A 15,699-nucleotide genomic window follows, 5' to 3' on the forward strand; every position below is an offset into this window, starting at 1 on the left:
GCGTGACGACCCCGCACCCCTCCGGGCTCGGCCGGCACACGGCCACGTCCCGACCCGACGAACTCACCGAACTCGAGGCCTCCGGGATCGACCCGGCGTTGCAGCGCCCCGGATCCGGACAGCGGTACCTCGCCGAGGACTGGATGCCGGTGCGCGTGCTGCAGGACGGCAGCATCCTCGTCCTCACCTCCGGCCGAGCCGACGACGCCACCCTCGGCGATGCGCTGTCCGAGGAGCTCGGGGCTCCGGTCACGTTCGTCTCGGTCGACAGCTGGACGCTCCGCCGTGCCGTGCTGAGCCAGTTCCACGGCGCCGTCGCCGACGCTGCCGCGAACGAACTCCACGACCGGAACCCGACGCTCTCCGCCCGCGTCGTCTTCTCGCGGTCGCAGAAGGCCTCGGGCATCGTCCTCGCCGTGATCGCCGTGGCGTGCGGGATCGTCTGGCCCGTCCAGACCGCCATCGCAGCACTGATCGCAGCGAGCCTCGTGTTCCTCGCGGGGACGGGCTTCAAGTTCGTCGTCGCCACGCAGGGAGCCCGCTACGACGTCGTCGAACGGATCACCGACACCGAGGTCGCCGCTCTGGACGACGCAGATCTCCCCGGCTACACGGTCCTGGTCCCGGTGTTCCGCGAGGCGAACATCGTCGCCCAGCTGATCGACAACCTCGGCGGCCTGGACTACCCGGTACACAAGCTCGAGGTCATCATCCTGACCGAGGAAGAGGACCAGGAGACACGGGACGCGATCGCCGCGGCGAACCCACCGCCGCACTTCCGCGTCATCAGCGTGCCGAAGGGGCACCCGCAGACGAAGCCACGTGCCTGCAACGTCGGGCTCTACGTCGCGACCGGCGACTTCCTCGTGATCTACGACGCCGAGGACACCCCCGACCCCGACCAGCTGAAGAAGGCACTGATCGCGTTCGAGCGCGGTGGCGAGGCCACGGTGTGCGTGCAGGCGGCGCTGAACTACTTCAACGCCCGCGAGAACGTCCTCACCCGCATGTTCACGCTGGAGTACTCGTACTGGTTCGACTACATGCTGGCCGGTCTGGACCACGCGTCCCTGCCGATCCCGCTGGGCGGCACGTCGAACCACTTCCGCACGGCGTCGCTCATCGAGCTCGGCGGCTGGGACCCCTACAACGTGACCGAGGACGCCGACCTCGGCATCCGGGCGAGCGCCGTCGGGTACCGGGTGGGTGTCATCAACTCCACCACGATGGAGGAGGCCAACACCTCGGTGCCGAACTTCATCCGGCAGCGGTCCCGGTGGATCAAGGGCTACATGCAGACGAGCCTCGTCCACGCGCGGCGGCCCGTCGCACTGGTCCGTGAGATCGGACTCGTCCGGTTCGCGGCGTTCGTCCTGCTCATCGCAGGTACCCCGGCGACGTTCCTCTGCGTGCTGCCGTTCTACGCGCTCACCGTCGTCACGTTCTTCCTGCCGCGGGAGACCGTCGATGCGCTGTTCCCGGTGTGGGTGCTGTGGCTGTGCCTGTTCAACTTCCTGGTCGGCAACGCGATCATGATCTACCTGTCGATGATGGGCCCGTTCAAGCGCGGGACCTTCCACCTGATCCTCTGGTCGCTCCTGAACCCCGTGTACTGGACGCTGCACTCCATCGCCGCCTACAAGGCGCTCTGGCAGCTCCTGACCCGGCCGCACTACTGGGAGAAGACGGAGCACGGGCTGACGACACAGGGGCCTGCGGCGGACACGACGAGCTGACGCGCAGGCCCTCGGCTCAGCCCACGACGAGCGTTCGTGGCGATCGGGTCCGCGCAAGGGTGACCAGGAGCGCGCCGTAGGCGACCAGGGCAGGCACGAGCATCCACGCTCCCGTCGGGACCATCGCGTAGACGACGAAGAACGCGAGGTAGACGACGAGGTTGATCGCGAGCGTCACCTGCGAAGCCCAGGTCCACATCGCTTTCGTGACGGTGTCGCCCTGGTCCTGGAACGACGAGTTCAGCCACGCCCGCGACGTCCCCGAGAGCCAGCTCGCTCCGTACCCGAGGAGGAAGAACGCGGCGACCGCCGTCACCACCGTGGTGACCTCCGACGGTCTCGCCAACGCGACCGCTGAGACCGCCAGGAAGCCTGCGGCCAGCGCCACTGCTGAGATCGACGTGGGCACACGGTCGTTCCCGGGGGACAGGTCCTGAGCGCGACCACGGCGCAGGTTACTGAGCAGCACGACGAGGCCGCCGCATCCGTAGGCGGCGAGCATCCATCCGTACGCGGCTTCACCGAGCTTCACGACCTCGAACACGAGCGGCGTCTCGATGATGTTGAGGACCGCGCCCGCGATGAGCAGGAGCATCCACAGCCGTGTGTAGGGCTGTCGCCAGGCCCACAGATCGGACCCTTCCACGCGAACGAGGGCGGCGAACCCCGGCAAGCGGAACCAGCTCCCCGTGCGCAGTTCGGTCGCCGTCCTCCCGCCATGATCGCGAGCCGCTCGCAACGCACGTCCGACACCGCCGTGAGCCCACATGGCTGCTCCGACGCCGACGAACATCAGCGCATTCAGGAGCAGCAACCACGTCGGCCCGATCACTGGGAGCAGTGAACCTCCCACGGCCGGCGCGACGGCGAGGGTCACTGCCGACGTCGCGCTCACCGAGCGGAGCACCACCGGACGCTCAGTGGCAGTGACCGACGAGCTCACGAGCGACAGCAGGAGCGGATTCGCAACCGCACGGACGATCATGCTCGACCCCGCGTACACGTAGACCACCCACAGGTGCTCGACGAAGAACGCCGCGCCGACCGTCATCACGGCCAGGGTGACCTGGCAACCGATCCACGCCGTGCGGACGCTCTCGATCGGAACAGCTCGAGCGATGTGACCGGCGACGAGCAGTGCCGGGACCGTCTGCGCCAGGAACAGCCCCGCGCTCGCGGTCGACCCGGCCTGGGTCTGCACGTAGACGATCAGCGCCAGGTAGGTGAACCAGTTCCCGATCCCGTACGTCAGCGACACGAGGGGGAAGAAGACGCGCAGGGGCATCGCTCTCCTCCTCACCTCCGCCGAGCCCCGCAGCCGCCGCCGACGTCCCAGCCGGCGTTGGGGCACCTCGGGTTGAGACGACAGTAGGACGCCTGCTCGCGCCTTCCCATGAGGGAGTGGAAAGGGAACCACCCAAGCGGTGCCGACGGCGCTGATGCGTTGTCGGACCGACCACACGACGGTCTGGAGGCGCGTGGCGGCGCCGCCACGCGCCTCCAGGCCGTCATCCGGTCACGTCGGGGGCGCGCCGGCGCGTCCCTAGGGTGGTGGGATGCGATCGCTCACCAAGCTCGATGACTGGAGCAGGTCCGACGTCGACGCCGTCTTCGACCTGGCCGACGACTACCGCGACCGCCGAGGACCAACGATGGCGGGCACCGCGGTGATGTTCTTCCCGTCCACGAGCCTGCGGACCCGGGTCACGTTCGAACGGGGCGCGTCCCTGATGGGCCTGCAGCCGATCGTGTTCCCCGACACCACGCTGGACAAGCCGGAAGCGTTGACGGACGTCGCGCAGTACCTGGCGGCGTGGGCGGACATCCTCGTCGTGCGCCATCACGACCTCGCCGTCATCGAGGGTCTGGCCGCAGCAGCGGCACTGCCCGTGGTGAACGCGATGACCGACGAGAACCACCCCTGCGAGGTGCTGTCTGACCTGTACGCGCTGCGGCAGCGAGGCGACATCTCGTCGCTCCGGTACCTGTTCGTGGGTGCTGACGGCAACATCGCTCGGGCGTGGCAGGAAGCGGCTCGGGTCCTGCAGCTCGATCTGGTCCAGTGCTGCCCCGCCGAGCTCGCTTCCCCGGGTGCGGTGTGGACGGACGACCTGGAGACCGCCGTCGGATCAGCGGACGTGTTCCTCACCGACGGCCCCGGCGAGCACGCCCGAGCACTCGAACCGTTCCGGATCACCGCGGCCCTGCTCGACCTCGCGCCGACAGGGGTGCTGCTCGACCCGTGTCCACCCTTCGTGCGCGGTCGGGAGGTCAGCACCGATGCGCTCGAACACCCTGCCTTCGTCGGGCACGCCTTCAAGGCCGCGCTGCTGCCGGTCCAGCAAGCCGTCATGGCACACTGCCTCGAACTGCCGTCCGCGAAGCCGTAGGTTGGCCCGTCTAGCTCCCGCTCGGTTGTCTGCCGCGACGACCCGGATCAGCCTGTTGAGCCGCTCCCGGTCATCTCTCCGTAGTCGCCATCAGCGCATTGCGACTCGGCGTCGATGCTGTATCCGCCCACCGTGGATGCGAGGAAATCGATCGTCTCGACCGGGCCGCCGCGGCCCCGGACCCCGAGGTCAGGATCGTCGCCACCGCTCCGATACCGCTCGGTCGTGATGCCGCGGCTCTTCCACAACGCCTCGACCTTCCGGAGATCGTTCCTCGGATCGGCTGCGCCCTCGCGCTGCTTGACGTAGACCCAAGTGACTCCGCCGCTGTCGTCCGCTTCTCCCGAGCCGTCAGATCCCGGGCACAGACCGAGTCGCGGACCGCTGATGACCTTCCAGGGGCCGTCCACTGCTCGAGCCGTCTCATCAACGAGATCCACCACGGTTTGCTTGGCTGCGTCGGGCTTGACGGTGTGCCGAGCCGAGGGATCTTCCATGGGTTTTCCTCCTGCGCATGCTGTCAGCAGAGACATCGTTACTACCACGGCCATCACCGCAATGAACCATCGCGTCGCGGAGCGTCTCCGGCCCGCCCTACTCGCAATCGCGGAGCCATTCATTCGCTGGTCACCAGGCTTCCTCGTGATCATCCGGTCGGCTCACTTTGTCGCCCTGACCCGTGGATATCAGGCCAACGTTCCGAAGCGACTCAGTCCCCTTGTCCAGGTACCCGCGTTTACCATCCGTGTGCACTCCGTGATCCAGGACCGGGTTGCCTTGACCGCCATCGTCGACCTCGAAGGCGGTACCACCGAAGTCGGGATCCGTCGGGTCTTTGCGGTTACTTCCGAGACGACCGAGCCAGGCCCATTGGTCGCCGCTTGGCTTGTCTTCGTTCAATGGGTTCGCCTGTTGAGCCTGGCCGGAGTAGACGTGGCTTGCGTGCAGGTCGCCAGCATCGCGGATGCTGCGCGGTATCCCCGCTGATCCAATTGTAGTCAAAGTGTCCACGTGAACGCCCTCCTCGCTGAGCCCGAACGCGGCGGTGGTTGATCCGTAGGAGTGAGCGACCACATTCGTCCGCGGCTGGCCGTCGGTGCCCCGGACTGCGTCAAGGCCTCGTATGCTCGACGCCAATTGTGGCGCCCCTTCTCGGGCAGATCTATCGCCGAGCACGCCCAGATCCCGGTTCTCGCCGTCCGGAACGGGCGGCGGCGCATAACCGATCCACGCCAGTACTGCGTTGTCATGACGGCCGTTTGCTTCGGCCTGTTGCTCGACGAGGTTCTGGCCTGAGTTTGCCCACCCAACCATGTCAGCGGTCGTCGTGCCCATGCCGGGGACAGCCCACGTCACGTTCGCCGCTGTATCAAGGTCACCGATCGAGACCGCAGCGAGCGGAGGCACGTCTGCAGTGAGTGCGGTGAGCGATCTGGGGTGTTCATCGGTCGCACCGCGCAGTGCTTTGTTGATACTCGTGAGCGCGTCCAGCTCCACATCGTTCCCACCACGCCGGGCGGCCTCCAGCCGCTCGCTAAGTACGACTCGGTTGGCCGTGTCGCGAGCCCAGTACGGAACGCCTTCCAAGTTCCCGAGCGCGGAGAGCACTGTCAGCGGCAGCGCTCGCAAATCGGCGCGCTGTTCTGGTGTGTACCCGAATGTCATCCACAACTCGTGCACCTCGCTCGGTGCAAGCCCATCCCCGAAGAGGCGCTGCACAGCGGCGGGGACCTCAGTCGAAGCTGCAACGTCTATCGTCGCGTTGGACAGCGTGCCGGAGCGGCCGGCTCGGTCGAACGCGTCCGCTACGCGATCAATCCACAACGCGTCTTCGTTGTTCTCCCGCAAGTACCCTTCCATCCCGGCTAGGAAAGTCGTATTGCCTACCCGAGCCCATCCGCATGAGGCAATGAACGCCGCCCAAGCCCGTCGGAGGCGAGCGATGGACGTGCCCGCTGACCGGTCCTCAGACCGGCAAGCCCGGGCGAACGTTCTCAAGCTCTCGGGCACCGCGGAGCTCCGCCCACCGCTCGTTCCGGTTCCTGTCCGTTCTCGGTGGCGCGCAGCGAATGACACCGAGATTTCCGTCGGCGTGATCGCTACCGTCGATGGCTTCGGATCTGGAAAAGTGCTCGGCGGGACTTCGAGCATCCGCAGCGGATCAGCAGCTGCGGTTTGCTGGCGACGGTTTTCCCGTGTCGTCCATTCGGCTAGGTCGGCGATGCGTCGGCGCTCCCTAGCAGCATCAGAGACGACCGCGGTGACCTGGTCGGCCATTGTTGCCAGGTGTCTCGCCAAGAGCGTCCGATCAGACGCCTCAGTCTGGACGGCTGCAACGAATCGCAGGGAGTATGCACCGTCAAAATTGAACAACGCGTCCTGCGCCGCCGCTGATCTTGAGGCACCTTGCCCACGCAGGCAATCATCCGCCGCGCGGGCAGCCGCCACGAGCGCTGCCGCCGCACGTTCATCAAACTCGATATCAGCCATAACGCCCCCCGTTCCACCCCGCAGCCACCATACCGATACTCGCCCGGTTGCGGGCGGCAGGAGCAAGGGCGCCGGATGTGACTGCATCGACGCTGTCCCGTAACGCCGTGAGGTTGGGTAGAGAACGGGCGGTGGGCACGAGCAGGCACCCAAGGCAATCAGACAGCTGTACCGCCAGACGGTTCGGAACCAAAGACGGATTTCCTGACGGTCAGATCCGCAGCGTTCCGAGGGCGACGGTGCATTCGGGACTGTCCCGATGCGTGCTGCCCGTCGTTTCGGGGACATGGCGACGAAGGCGAGCACCGATGGACGGCGCCTTCGTCGTGGTTCGGGCACGAATCCGAGCCACGTGATCCGGCTGGGGTAGAAAGGTGTCGCCGTCGCGCGGGTGTGAAGGACGCGCATTGCCGAGGGAGCGCGTCGTGGCACGTCAGAACAGGACCTCGTCCCGATCGTCCACAGCGCCTGCGCCACACCACGTCAGACGAACCGTCGCAGCCGGTCTGGCGATCGCGGTGTCTGCGGCAGCCCTGATCGGCATCGATGTGATCGCCGGGTCAGCTGCCGGGTCGACCACCTCGACGGTGACGGTCACCCAGGTCACCGCGACGACCACCGCCAGCTCCACCGGCACCGCCGTTCGCACCACCCTCAAGATCAAGAACACTGCCGCCGTGCGGAAGCCGGCTTCCTCCGCTTGGCTGTACCTGTCCGCCGGCACGAAGAAGTACACACTCGGCCGGGTCGCGGTGAAGGCACTCGCCGCTGGTTCGAGCACGTCCGTCACCGCAGTCCGCGTGACACCCTCCCGTGCCACGGCCGGCGAGTACTCGGTCCTGGCCTGCGTGGGTGCGTACTCCGCGAAGCAGTGCCGCACGTCGACTGCGACCATCACCAGCACGCCCACGAAGCGCGCGCGCCCGGAGACGGGCGTGATGCTCGACGTCGCTCGCGCCTACTACCCCGTGGCGCTGATCAAGCGGCACATCGACCTGCTCGCCGACGACGGTGGGCGCTTCCTGCACCTGCACCTCACCGATGACCAGAACGTCGGGATCGAGAGCACGGTGCTCGGCCAGACCCTCGCCAACGCTGATCTCGACGAAGGCGTGTACACGAGCCGCGTGACCCGTCGTCCGTTCCTGAGCGCCGCGCAGGCACGCACCATCTCCGACCACGCAGCGAGGCGGGGTGTCGCGATCGTGCCCGAGATCGACACTCCGGGCCACATGACTGCGGCATTCGACCTGCTCGAGGCGCAGCACGGCACGAAGTGGGTCGACCGCATCCGTTCGGGCGAGAACGAACTCGACACGTCGGCGCCCGGGAGTCTCGCGCTGGCGAAGAAGCTGTACGCAGAGGTGCAGCGGACCTTCCCCGCCAGCCGAACCGTGCACATCGGCGGTGATGAGTGGGGCGACGACGTCGCGGCCGCCGAACGGGTCGCCTGGATGAACGCGATGGCGGCCGCTCTCGGCAACCGCGAGGTCTGGGCCTGGAACGACGGGATCGATCGGGTCGCGGTCGGGCGACTGGACCCGCGCATCCACGTCACGTACTGGAGCTTCGACGGCGACACCGAGGACGCAGCCGAGCGGCGCGAACGGCGAGCGCGGCGGGCGAGTGCGGTCGACCTGCAGCAGGCCGGGATCGACATGCTCAACTACAACTCGTACTACCTGTACGAGGTGCCGACGGACCTCGACCCGGCCGACAGCGAGTACACCGTCGCCGATCTCCGCGAGAACTGGTCACTCCGGACGTGGGACGGCGACTCCGGTTCGCTGCTCGCGGCTCCGATGTCGGGCGCCGCCGTCGCGATCTGGGGTGAGGACCTCGAGGACCCGCCATCTGACGCGCTCCTGCGGTGGAGCGCACCGCACGTGACGGCGATGATCGAGACCGCAGCCTCCTGACGGACGCGTGTCGTGCCTCCAGGCCGATCGCCGGACCCGCCGGAGCCGCCGGAGCCGCCGCCTGCCTACCCGAGCGGCTCGACGCCGTAGCTGGTGACCACCGCACGCAACTCGTCCAGGTACGCCTGCGCCTGCACGGTGAGGGGAACCGAGGCATGCGCGATCCAGCCGATCTCGATGCGTTCGTCGACGTCGAGGGGGATGGCGACGATCTCGGGGTCGAGGTCGTCGCTGATGAGCCCGGTGGAGATCGTGTACCCACCCAGGCCGATCATGAGGTTGAAGATCGTCGCCCGGTCCGAGACGCGGATCTCCCGCTTGCTCGACATCGTCGACAGGATTTCCTCGGCCAGGTAGAAGGAGTTGTTGGCACCCTGGTCGAAGGTGAGCCGAGGCAGGTCGGCAAGGTCCTCGAGGGTCGCCCGCTCCCGTGACGCGAGCGGGTTCCGCTTGGCCACGAAGATGTGCGGCTGCGCGACGAACAGCGGCGTGAACACGACCCCGGCGTCGCGCAGCAGCTTGCCGAGCACCTGCTTGTTGAAGTCGTTGCGGTAGAGGATGCCCACCTCGCTGCGCAGGGTGCGGACGTCCTCGATGATGTCCCAGGTGCGCGTCTCACGCAGCGAGAACTCGTACTCGTCCGCAGCCGCCGCTTCGACCATCCGGACGAATGCCTCCACCGCGAACGAGTAGTGCTGGGCGGACACCCCGAGCAGCCGACGCGACCGCTGGCCGCCGACGTACCGCTGCTCGAGCAGGGAGACCTGCTCGACGACCTGCCGGGCGTACCCCAGGAACTCGACGCCGTCGACGGTGAGCACGACTCCCCTGGCCGATCGGGTGAAGAGCGGGCGCCCGATCCGCGTCTCCAGGTCCTTCATCGCCGCGGACATCGTCGGCTGCGACACGTAGAGCAGGTCGGCCGCTGCGCTGATCGAGCCCTCCGTTGCGACCTCGATGAAGTACCGGAGCTGCTGCAGGGTGATGTCGTTCGAGACCCGGGCCATAGGCCGAGGCTATACCAGTGCATAGCGTCTCGGTATTACCTGATGGCTCGCTATTCCCGCCATCATCGATGCATCCTTCCCACCGTGCCCACGGGCCGCTCGACGAACAGATTGCCGACCATGGCGAACGACCTCACCTTCAGCATCACCCGGACCCGGTTCGACGAGGACTACTCCCCCGCCGACAGCTCCCGGCTGACCACGAACTTCGCCAACCTGGCGCGCGGCGAGCGCCGTCAGCAGAACCTCCGTGCTGCGCTGGCGATGATCGACGGGCGCGCGAACGAGCTGGCCGCGGCGCACGACCGCTACCGTCTGCAGCTCGACATCGTCTCGGTGGCGCTGGAGTTCTCAGACGGTGGTTCGGACGCCGAGTTCCCGTTGCTCGAGATGCTCGACGTCACGATCGTCGACGAGCACACCGGCGAGCGCCACCGCGGGATCCTCGGCAACAACTTCTCGTCGTACTTGCGCGACTACGACTTCTCGGTGCTGCTGCCGTCGTCCCCGGGCTTGCCGTCTGACTTCGGGGCGCTGCACGGGGCACTCTTCCAGCGCTTCCTGGAGTCCTCCGCGTTCCACTCGAATTTCAGTGCCGAGCCCGTCGTCTGCATCAGCGTCTCGACGAGCCAGACCTACCGCCGGAACGGGTACGTCCACCCCGTCCTCGGCGCCGAGTACGAGCACGAGCACTCTTCGCTCACCGACGACTACTTCGGCCGGATGGGCATGCGGGTCCGGTACTTCCAGCCCGCCGGGGCGGCTGCCCCGCTCGCGTTCTACACGCGCGGCGACCTGACCGGCGACTACACGGACCTCCAGCTCGTCGGCACGATCGCCACCATGGAGACCTTCCAGAAGATCTACCGCCCGGAGGTCTACGCCGCGAACACCCCGGCCGGCAGCACCTACCGCCCCACCCTCGACCACACCGACTTCACGCCGACCCCGGTGACGTACGACCGCGAGGAGCGCAGCCGCCTCGGGATCACGCAGGGCCGGTGGACCGAGGAGCACCTGGTGCGGCCGCACCGCGCACTCCTCGCCCGGTGGGCTGACCTCGCCCTCGCGCACTGACTTCCTCTGCCCTTCGACTGACTGGACCATCACACCCATGCGTTCTCTCCTCCCCACCTCGATCGTCGGCAGCCTGCCGAAACCGTCCTGGCTCGCCGAGCCCGAACGGCTCTGGTCCCCCTGGGAGCTGCAGGGCGCGGCCCTGACCGAGGGCAAGCAGGACGCCCTCCGGTCCGCCGTCCACGAGCAGGAACGCCGCGGCATCGACATCGTCAGCGACGGTGAGCAGACCCGCCAGCACTTCGTCACGACGTTCATCGAGCACCTGGACGGCGTCGACCTGGAGCGCAAGGAGACCGTCCGCATCCGCGACCGCTACGACGCGGCCGTCCCGACCGTCGTCGGTGCCGTGAGCCGCCGGGCGCCGGTCTTCGTCGAGGACGCGAAGTTCCTGCGGGCTCAGACCGATCGCCCCATCAAGTGGGCGCTCCCCGGCCCGATGACGATGATCGACACGCTGTCCGACCAGCACTACAAGAGCCGCGAGAAGCTGGCGTGGGAGTTCGCCACGATCCTCAACCAAGAGGCCCGGGAACTGCAGGATGCCGGCGTCGACATCATCCAGTTCGACGAGCCCGCCTTCACCGTCTTCCACGACGAGGTGCAGGACTGGGGCGTGGCCGCGCTCGAGCGCGCAGCCGAGGGCCTGCGCGCCGAGACCGTCGTACACATCTGTTACGGCTACGGCATCGAGGCGAACAACAAGTGGAAGGAGACCCTCGGCGCCGAGTGGCGGCAGTACGAGCAGTCCTTCCCGCTGCTGCAGCAGTCGTCGATCGACATCGTCTCGCTGGAGTGCATCCACTCCCACGTTCCGCTTGAACTCGTCGAGCTGATCCGCGGCAAGAAGGTCATGCTCGGGGCGATCGACGTCGCGACCGAGACCGTGGAGACCCCGGAAGAGGTCGCGGAGGTGCTGCGTCGGGCGCTCGAGTTCGTCGATGCCGACAAGCTCATCCCGAGCTCCAACTGCGGGATGGCGCCCCTGGCGCGGGGCGCGGCGCTGGACAAGCTCGGTGCGCTGTCCGCTGGAGCAGACATCGTGCGGGCTGAGCTCGTCGGCGCGGCGGTCCCGTCGGGGCGCTGACCACTGCGAGACACCACGGCGGCTCTCTTCCGGAAGGAGGAGAGCCGCCGTTCGTGTTGCGTCCGCCGCGTGCGCGGCTTTCGATCCGATCTGGAGGCGCGGCTGCGCTCCGGCTGGAAGGTCACGCCGGCAGTGGCGTCACCTTCCACCGCCCCTCGCGGGGGAAAGCAACCAGTACGGGACAAACGCCCACACGGGCGCCGCCGCGAGAAGCCACCAAGCCGTCGGACTCAACGTCGAAGACCCCAATCCCACGATGATCAGCCAGCTCATCGCGAGAGCCGCAACGAACCCTGCGGTGACCGCACACGAGATGCGACCTCTGCGCCGGTCTCGAGCAAAAGCGGAGCCGACCGCCCCCACGAGGAACAGCGACTGTACCGCCGCGAGCAGGATCGCGGTTCCCAACGGAGTTCCGTACCCGCTCGGGCTGCCATCCGGGCCGAACGTCGTCGCGATCCGGTCGGGCAACCGATCCCACCAGACGCTGGTGACCGCGACCTCGACGACGACCGGGAACGCAGCAGCGACGGCTGCGAACAAGGCACGCGGATTCATGCTGCGCACAGGGTGCTGATCCGACCGAAAGTTCCCCTCACCGCTGGCCAACGTCGTCATTTCTGGGCACGATCGACCGTTCGCGGTGCCGAGCGACGAACCACGTTGCCGGCCCGATGATCGGAGCGAACAGGACGACGAGAGTCCATCCGAGCAAACGACGGCCAGAGGTCGACCGAGCTCGGATCAGCGAGATGAACGCTGCGAGCGCGAGGAACAGCGCGAGGAGGGATACGGCCATCAGCACACCGTCGAGCACTGTTGGAACAAGTGGATTCATCATCTGCCCCGCCGCCCAAGACGCCATTCCGCTCACTCCCAGCGGTTGTAGGTGATCGCGCCGTTGCCCTTGGCGCTGAGGCGCTGGATCGAGGAGTAGGTGCTCCACGCAACCGTGCCCCATGGAGTCGGCACACCACGCTCCACGACGACCTTGCACTTCGCAGTGGCCTGTCCGCCGCTGATGTAACCGCTGCTCTTGGAGGTCCTCACTTCAGTGAACGGCTGGACGTTCCTGACGACGGTGCACGAGTACCCGAGCATCTTCCTCGCTGTAGTACCGCTGTACTGGTACGACATCGACACCTTCGTCTCGGTGAGCCGGATTCCGGCGAAGGCGAACCACTGCTTCCCCCACGACGACCGGGATGCGGCCCTGGTCCCCACCCCGACGCCGTTTCCTGCCTGTCCAGCGCCCGACGGTTCCGTTTCTCCCCATTCAAAGTCCCCGTTCGTCCGAACAGTCTCCGGCCCGAGCACCCTCTCATCGGCGGCTGCGGTGGCCGCGGACGCAATGCTCGGATCCAAGAAGTAGGAAGCGAGCTCATGGCGCTGATCAGCGCTGAGGCGGTCGAAGGCCGTGATGTCGGACGGGGTTCCGGAAGCGACGAGGTCAGCGCGGATAGCCGACAACACCTCGGACGGCGTTCGCGGTTCAACAGCGTTGCTGTCGGCGGGCGGCGTGACCGTGGCGTTTGCCGGAACGGCGACGATGACGGAACCAGCGACGACGGCGCATGATGCGCCGATCGAGACGACACGTCCGTAGGTTGACTGCTTCATGGAAATTCCCCTCGCTCTCCGGCCTCAACGCCGGCTTTCGCGTCGGCGGCGTTGCCGACAACGAGCAGTCAACTCAGTGGTACATCAGATCTGCAACTTCAGAATTGTTCCGGGCGTGTCGTTGACGCGCGGAGGGCGATCGGCCGATCGAGTGGCGCGCCAAGGCGGCCCCGGACTCCGAGGGTCGGGTCCACCCCGCCCACCAAGGGGACGGCGTCTGCGAAGCGTCAGACTCGGGGCGTTGACTACGTTCATGATCACCAAGGGCGTCATCCACAAGGTCGAGAGTGCGACTGTCCGGGATCGCAACGGCGTATCAGTGGGCAAGGTCGTGCAGGTGTTCCCCTCCGACGAGGACGGCAGTGCGGCCTACGTCTGTGTCGCGACCGGACTGCTCGGGCGTCACCAGGCGCTCGTCCCCGCCGACGACGCCACGTTCGACGGCACGGACGTGCACGTCGGGTACACGAAGGACGCGATCAAGGGCGCGCCGTCCCTCGGAGCCGGAAGCACCTTGTCCCCCGCTGAGGCCAACGCCGTCCGCGGACACTTCGGGCTGTCCCGCACCGGCGCTGCGACCGGAGACATGGGTGACCCCCACGAGAACCTCGACCAGGCCGGGACAGGTCTTGCGGGTGCCGACGACACCGAGGGCGCTGGGACGACACCGCCGGCCTGAACCTCACCGGAGTGAACGACGCCGAAACCGAGGCTTTCGCCCACACCCGGCCAGGCAGTGGCCAGTCCGTTGACGGGTGCTTGCTCCCTCGTTGATGCGCGCTGCGCTGAGGGCGGCATAGGCGGGTTCCTCTGAGGAGCATGCCCGTTGTCGTCCAACGTCGGCTCCCCAGCCATCACACCCGCACGGAACCGCGAAGGGGGCTGCTGCGAACGCACACGGCGTCGCAGCGTGGTCACGCGTCATGGGAAGTCACCCTCCGACACACATCGACACACCCCTTCTCGCGGGCGTTCGGCGATGCCACAGTCTCGCGATGGCGCACATCTGGTCGGGCTGTCCGCCCACACCGGACGAATCGACACCACACGGCGCCACACCACGCGACAGGTAGCAACCCAGAGCACGAAGGAGTCCTCGTGACCATCAGCAACCAGACCGCCGACCGCACGATCGACGAGGGCGCCGACGACGAGCTCCTCGCCCGCTTCCGTCCGATCTTCGACCGCATCGCTGCCGGCGCCTCCGAGCGCGAACGCGACCACCGCCTCCCGTTCGACGAGATCCGCGAACTGGCCGCCGCCGGATTCGGCGCCGTCCGCGTCCCCGTCGCCCGCGGCGGAGCCGGGGCGACCCTGCCCCAGCTGTTCCGCCTGCTGACCGAACTCGCCGCTGCTGACAGCAACATCCCCCAGGCGCTCCGCGGTCACTTCGCGCTGGTGGAAGACCGGCTGGTCGCCCGGTCCGGGGAACGCGAAGGGTGGCTGGACCGCTTCGGCCGCGGTGAGATCGCCGGCAACTCGTGGACCGAGGTCGGGTCAGTGCAGGTCGGCGATGTGGTCACGAAGGTGACCCCGCAGCCGGACGGGACGTTCCGGATCACCGGCCAGAAGTACTACTCGACCGGCAGCATCTTCGCCGACTGGATCGACACCTACGCTGAGCGCACGGACACCGGCGAGCGGGTCATCGCGATCGTCGACGCGCACCAGCCCGGGGTCACGCACACCGATGACTGGGACGGGTTCGGGCAGCGCACCACCGGCTCCGGCACCAGCACCTTCGACGACGCCGTCGTGCAGGCCGACGCGGTGATCCCCTTCGACGAGCGGTTCAAGTACCAGACGGCGTTCTACCAGGGCGTGCTGTTGAGCGTCCTCGCCGGGTCCGTCCTCGCAGCCGAACGGGAGATCGCGCGCGAGGTCCGCAACCGCACCCGCGTCTTCTCACACGGCAACGCCGACACGTTCGCGGCAGACCCGCAGATCCTGCAGGTCGTCGGTGAGGTGTCGGCGGCCGGGTTCGCCGCCACCGCGATCGTCGACCGGGCCGCCGCAGCCCTGCAGGAAGCGTACGAGGGAGCGGGGCTCGACACCGCCGAGGACGAGCGCCGCAACGACCGCGCCGAACTCGCGACCGCGCAGGCGCAGGTTGCGCTGACCACGCTGGCGACGACGGCGACGTCGCACCTGTTCGACGCGCTCGCGGCGTCCGGGGTGAGCACGACGAAGAACCTCGACCGGCACTGGCGGAACGCCCGCACCGCTGGCAGCCACAACCCGTGGGTGTTCAAGGCGCGGATCATCGGCGACCACGCGGTCAACGGTGCCGAACCGCCCCGCGTCTGGGCGATCGGTGCGACCCGCACCTCGTGACGCCTGCACCGGAAGCTGGCCGCGTGAGTGCACGCGATC

General features: G+C 67.6%; 14 protein-coding genes. 7 read left to right on the plus strand and 7 right to left on the minus strand.

Going from position 1 to position 15,699, the window contains the following annotated elements:
- Positions 1–2: 2 nt before the first annotated feature.
- On the plus strand, positions 3–1,736 hold the full coding sequence (locus ITJ50_RS14830; protein WP_071251280.1) for a glycosyltransferase: 1,734 nt from the start codon (positions 3–5) through the stop codon (positions 1,734–1,736).
- A 16-nt stretch (positions 1,737–1,752) separates the two neighbouring features.
- Here the strand turns inward: ITJ50_RS14830 and ITJ50_RS14835 are convergent, their stop codons facing one another.
- The gene (locus tag ITJ50_RS14835) at positions 1,753–3,021 is read right to left on the minus strand and encodes an MFS transporter (RefSeq protein ID WP_159556916.1); all 1,269 of its coding nucleotides are present in this window, start codon (positions 3,019–3,021) and stop codon (positions 1,753–1,755) included.
- Positions 3,022–3,292: 271 nt separating this feature from the next.
- On the opposite strand from ITJ50_RS14835, the gene ITJ50_RS14840 reads away from it, so the two are divergent.
- A complete protein-coding gene (locus ITJ50_RS14840) occupies positions 3,293–4,126 on the plus strand; it encodes an ornithine carbamoyltransferase (RefSeq protein WP_194590803.1) in 834 nt (277 codons plus the stop codon).
- Between the two features lie 47 nt (positions 4,127–4,173).
- Here ITJ50_RS14840 and ITJ50_RS14845 read toward each other — a convergent pair whose 3' ends face one another.
- On the minus strand, positions 4,174–4,623 hold the full coding sequence (locus ITJ50_RS14845) for a hypothetical protein (protein ID WP_194590804.1): 450 nt from the start codon (positions 4,621–4,623) through the stop codon (positions 4,174–4,176).
- Positions 4,624–4,753: 130 nt separating this feature from the next.
- Positions 4,754–6,616 carry an alpha/beta hydrolase gene (locus ITJ50_RS14850; RefSeq protein WP_194590805.1) on the minus strand — a complete coding sequence of 621 codons (1,863 nt, stop codon included), beginning with the start codon at positions 6,614–6,616 and terminating at the stop codon, positions 4,754–4,756.
- 518 nt (positions 6,617–7,134) lie between these two features.
- On the opposite strand from ITJ50_RS14850, the gene ITJ50_RS14855 reads away from it, so the two are divergent.
- Positions 7,135–8,535, plus strand: a complete 1,401-nt coding sequence (locus ITJ50_RS14855) for a family 20 glycosylhydrolase (RefSeq protein WP_194590806.1) — start codon at positions 7,135–7,137, stop codon at positions 8,533–8,535.
- A 65-nt stretch (positions 8,536–8,600) separates the two neighbouring features.
- Here the strand turns inward: ITJ50_RS14855 and ITJ50_RS14860 are convergent, their stop codons facing one another.
- Positions 8,601–9,542, minus strand: coding sequence for a LysR family transcriptional regulator (locus ITJ50_RS14860; protein ID WP_017886883.1), 942 nt, complete (start codon positions 9,540–9,542; stop codon positions 8,601–8,603).
- A gap of 120 nt (positions 9,543–9,662) precedes the next feature.
- Between ITJ50_RS14860 and ITJ50_RS14865 the strand changes: the two genes are divergently transcribed.
- Together ITJ50_RS14865 and ITJ50_RS14870 are read left to right on the plus strand one after the other, a co-directional pair.
- Positions 9,663–10,619 (plus strand): putative oxygenase MesX, encoded by a 957-nt coding sequence (locus ITJ50_RS14865; protein WP_194590807.1) that lies wholly within the window; start codon positions 9,663–9,665, stop codon positions 10,617–10,619.
- A gap of 37 nt (positions 10,620–10,656) precedes the next feature.
- Positions 10,657–11,706 (plus strand): methionine synthase, encoded by a 1,050-nt coding sequence (locus ITJ50_RS14870; protein ID WP_194590808.1) that lies wholly within the window; start codon positions 10,657–10,659, stop codon positions 11,704–11,706.
- Positions 11,707–11,844: 138 nt separating this feature from the next.
- On the opposite strand, the gene ITJ50_RS14875 is transcribed toward ITJ50_RS14870, so the two are convergent.
- The 3 genes from ITJ50_RS14875 to ITJ50_RS14885 all read right to left on the minus strand — a co-directional run bounded on the left by ITJ50_RS14875 (position 11,845) and on the right by ITJ50_RS14885 (position 13,326).
- Complete coding sequence (locus tag ITJ50_RS14875) at positions 11,845–12,264, minus strand: DUF1648 domain-containing protein (protein ID WP_194590809.1); 420 nt, start codon at positions 12,262–12,264, stop codon at positions 11,845–11,847.
- A gap of 37 nt (positions 12,265–12,301) precedes the next feature.
- Entirely contained in the window at positions 12,302–12,505 is a 204-nt protein-coding gene (locus ITJ50_RS14880) for a PLDc N-terminal domain-containing protein (RefSeq protein ID WP_194590810.1), read from the minus strand.
- Between the two features lie 71 nt (positions 12,506–12,576).
- A complete protein-coding gene (locus ITJ50_RS14885) occupies positions 12,577–13,326 on the minus strand; it encodes a hypothetical protein (protein WP_194590811.1) in 750 nt (249 codons plus the stop codon).
- Positions 13,327–13,567: 241 nt separating this feature from the next.
- Between ITJ50_RS14885 and ITJ50_RS14890 the strand changes: the two genes are divergently transcribed.
- Together ITJ50_RS14890 and ITJ50_RS14895 are read left to right on the plus strand one after the other, a co-directional pair.
- Positions 13,568–14,005, plus strand: coding sequence for a hypothetical protein (locus tag ITJ50_RS14890; RefSeq protein WP_194590812.1), 438 nt, complete (start codon positions 13,568–13,570; stop codon positions 14,003–14,005).
- 419 nt (positions 14,006–14,424) lie between these two features.
- Complete coding sequence (locus ITJ50_RS14895; RefSeq protein ID WP_056069917.1) at positions 14,425–15,660, plus strand: acyl-CoA dehydrogenase family protein; 1,236 nt, start codon at positions 14,425–14,427, stop codon at positions 15,658–15,660.
- Positions 15,661–15,699 lie beyond the last annotated feature (39 nt).

Source organism: Curtobacterium sp. VKM Ac-2889, assembly GCF_015350855.1.
In the GTDB taxonomy this organism is placed as follows: Bacteria; Actinomycetota; Actinomycetes; order Actinomycetales; family Microbacteriaceae; genus Curtobacterium; species Curtobacterium poinsettiae.

Bases quoted from the DNA above. Each gene is read 5' to 3' on its own strand.
- ITJ50_RS14845 (WP_194590804.1), bottom strand. From the start codon at position 4,623: ATGGAAGATCCCTCGGCTCGGCACACCGTCAAGCCCGACGCAGCCAAG.
- ITJ50_RS14840 (WP_194590803.1), top strand. From the start codon at position 3,293: ATGCGATCGCTCACCAAGCTCGATGACTGGAGCAGGTCCGACGTCGAC.
- ITJ50_RS14835 (WP_159556916.1), bottom strand. From the start codon at position 3,021: ATGCCCCTGCGCGTCTTCTTCCCCCTCGTGTCGCTGACGTACGGGATC.
- ITJ50_RS14880 (WP_194590810.1), bottom strand. From the start codon at position 12,505: ATGGCCGTATCCCTCCTCGCGCTGTTCCTCGCGCTCGCAGCGTTCATC.
- ITJ50_RS14875 (WP_194590809.1), bottom strand. From the start codon at position 12,264: ATGAATCCGCGTGCCTTGTTCGCAGCCGTCGCTGCTGCGTTCCCGGTC.
- ITJ50_RS14860 (WP_017886883.1), bottom strand. From the start codon at position 9,542: ATGGCCCGGGTCTCGAACGACATCACCCTGCAGCAGCTCCGGTACTTC.
- ITJ50_RS14865 (WP_194590807.1), top strand. From the start codon at position 9,663: ATGGCGAACGACCTCACCTTCAGCATCACCCGGACCCGGTTCGACGAG.
- ITJ50_RS14850 (WP_194590805.1), bottom strand. From the start codon at position 6,616: ATGGCTGATATCGAGTTTGATGAACGTGCGGCGGCAGCGCTCGTGGCG.
- ITJ50_RS14885 (WP_194590811.1), bottom strand. From the start codon at position 13,326: ATGAAGCAGTCAACCTACGGACGTGTCGTCTCGATCGGCGCATCATGC.
- ITJ50_RS14870 (WP_194590808.1), top strand. From the start codon at position 10,657: ATGCGTTCTCTCCTCCCCACCTCGATCGTCGGCAGCCTGCCGAAACCG.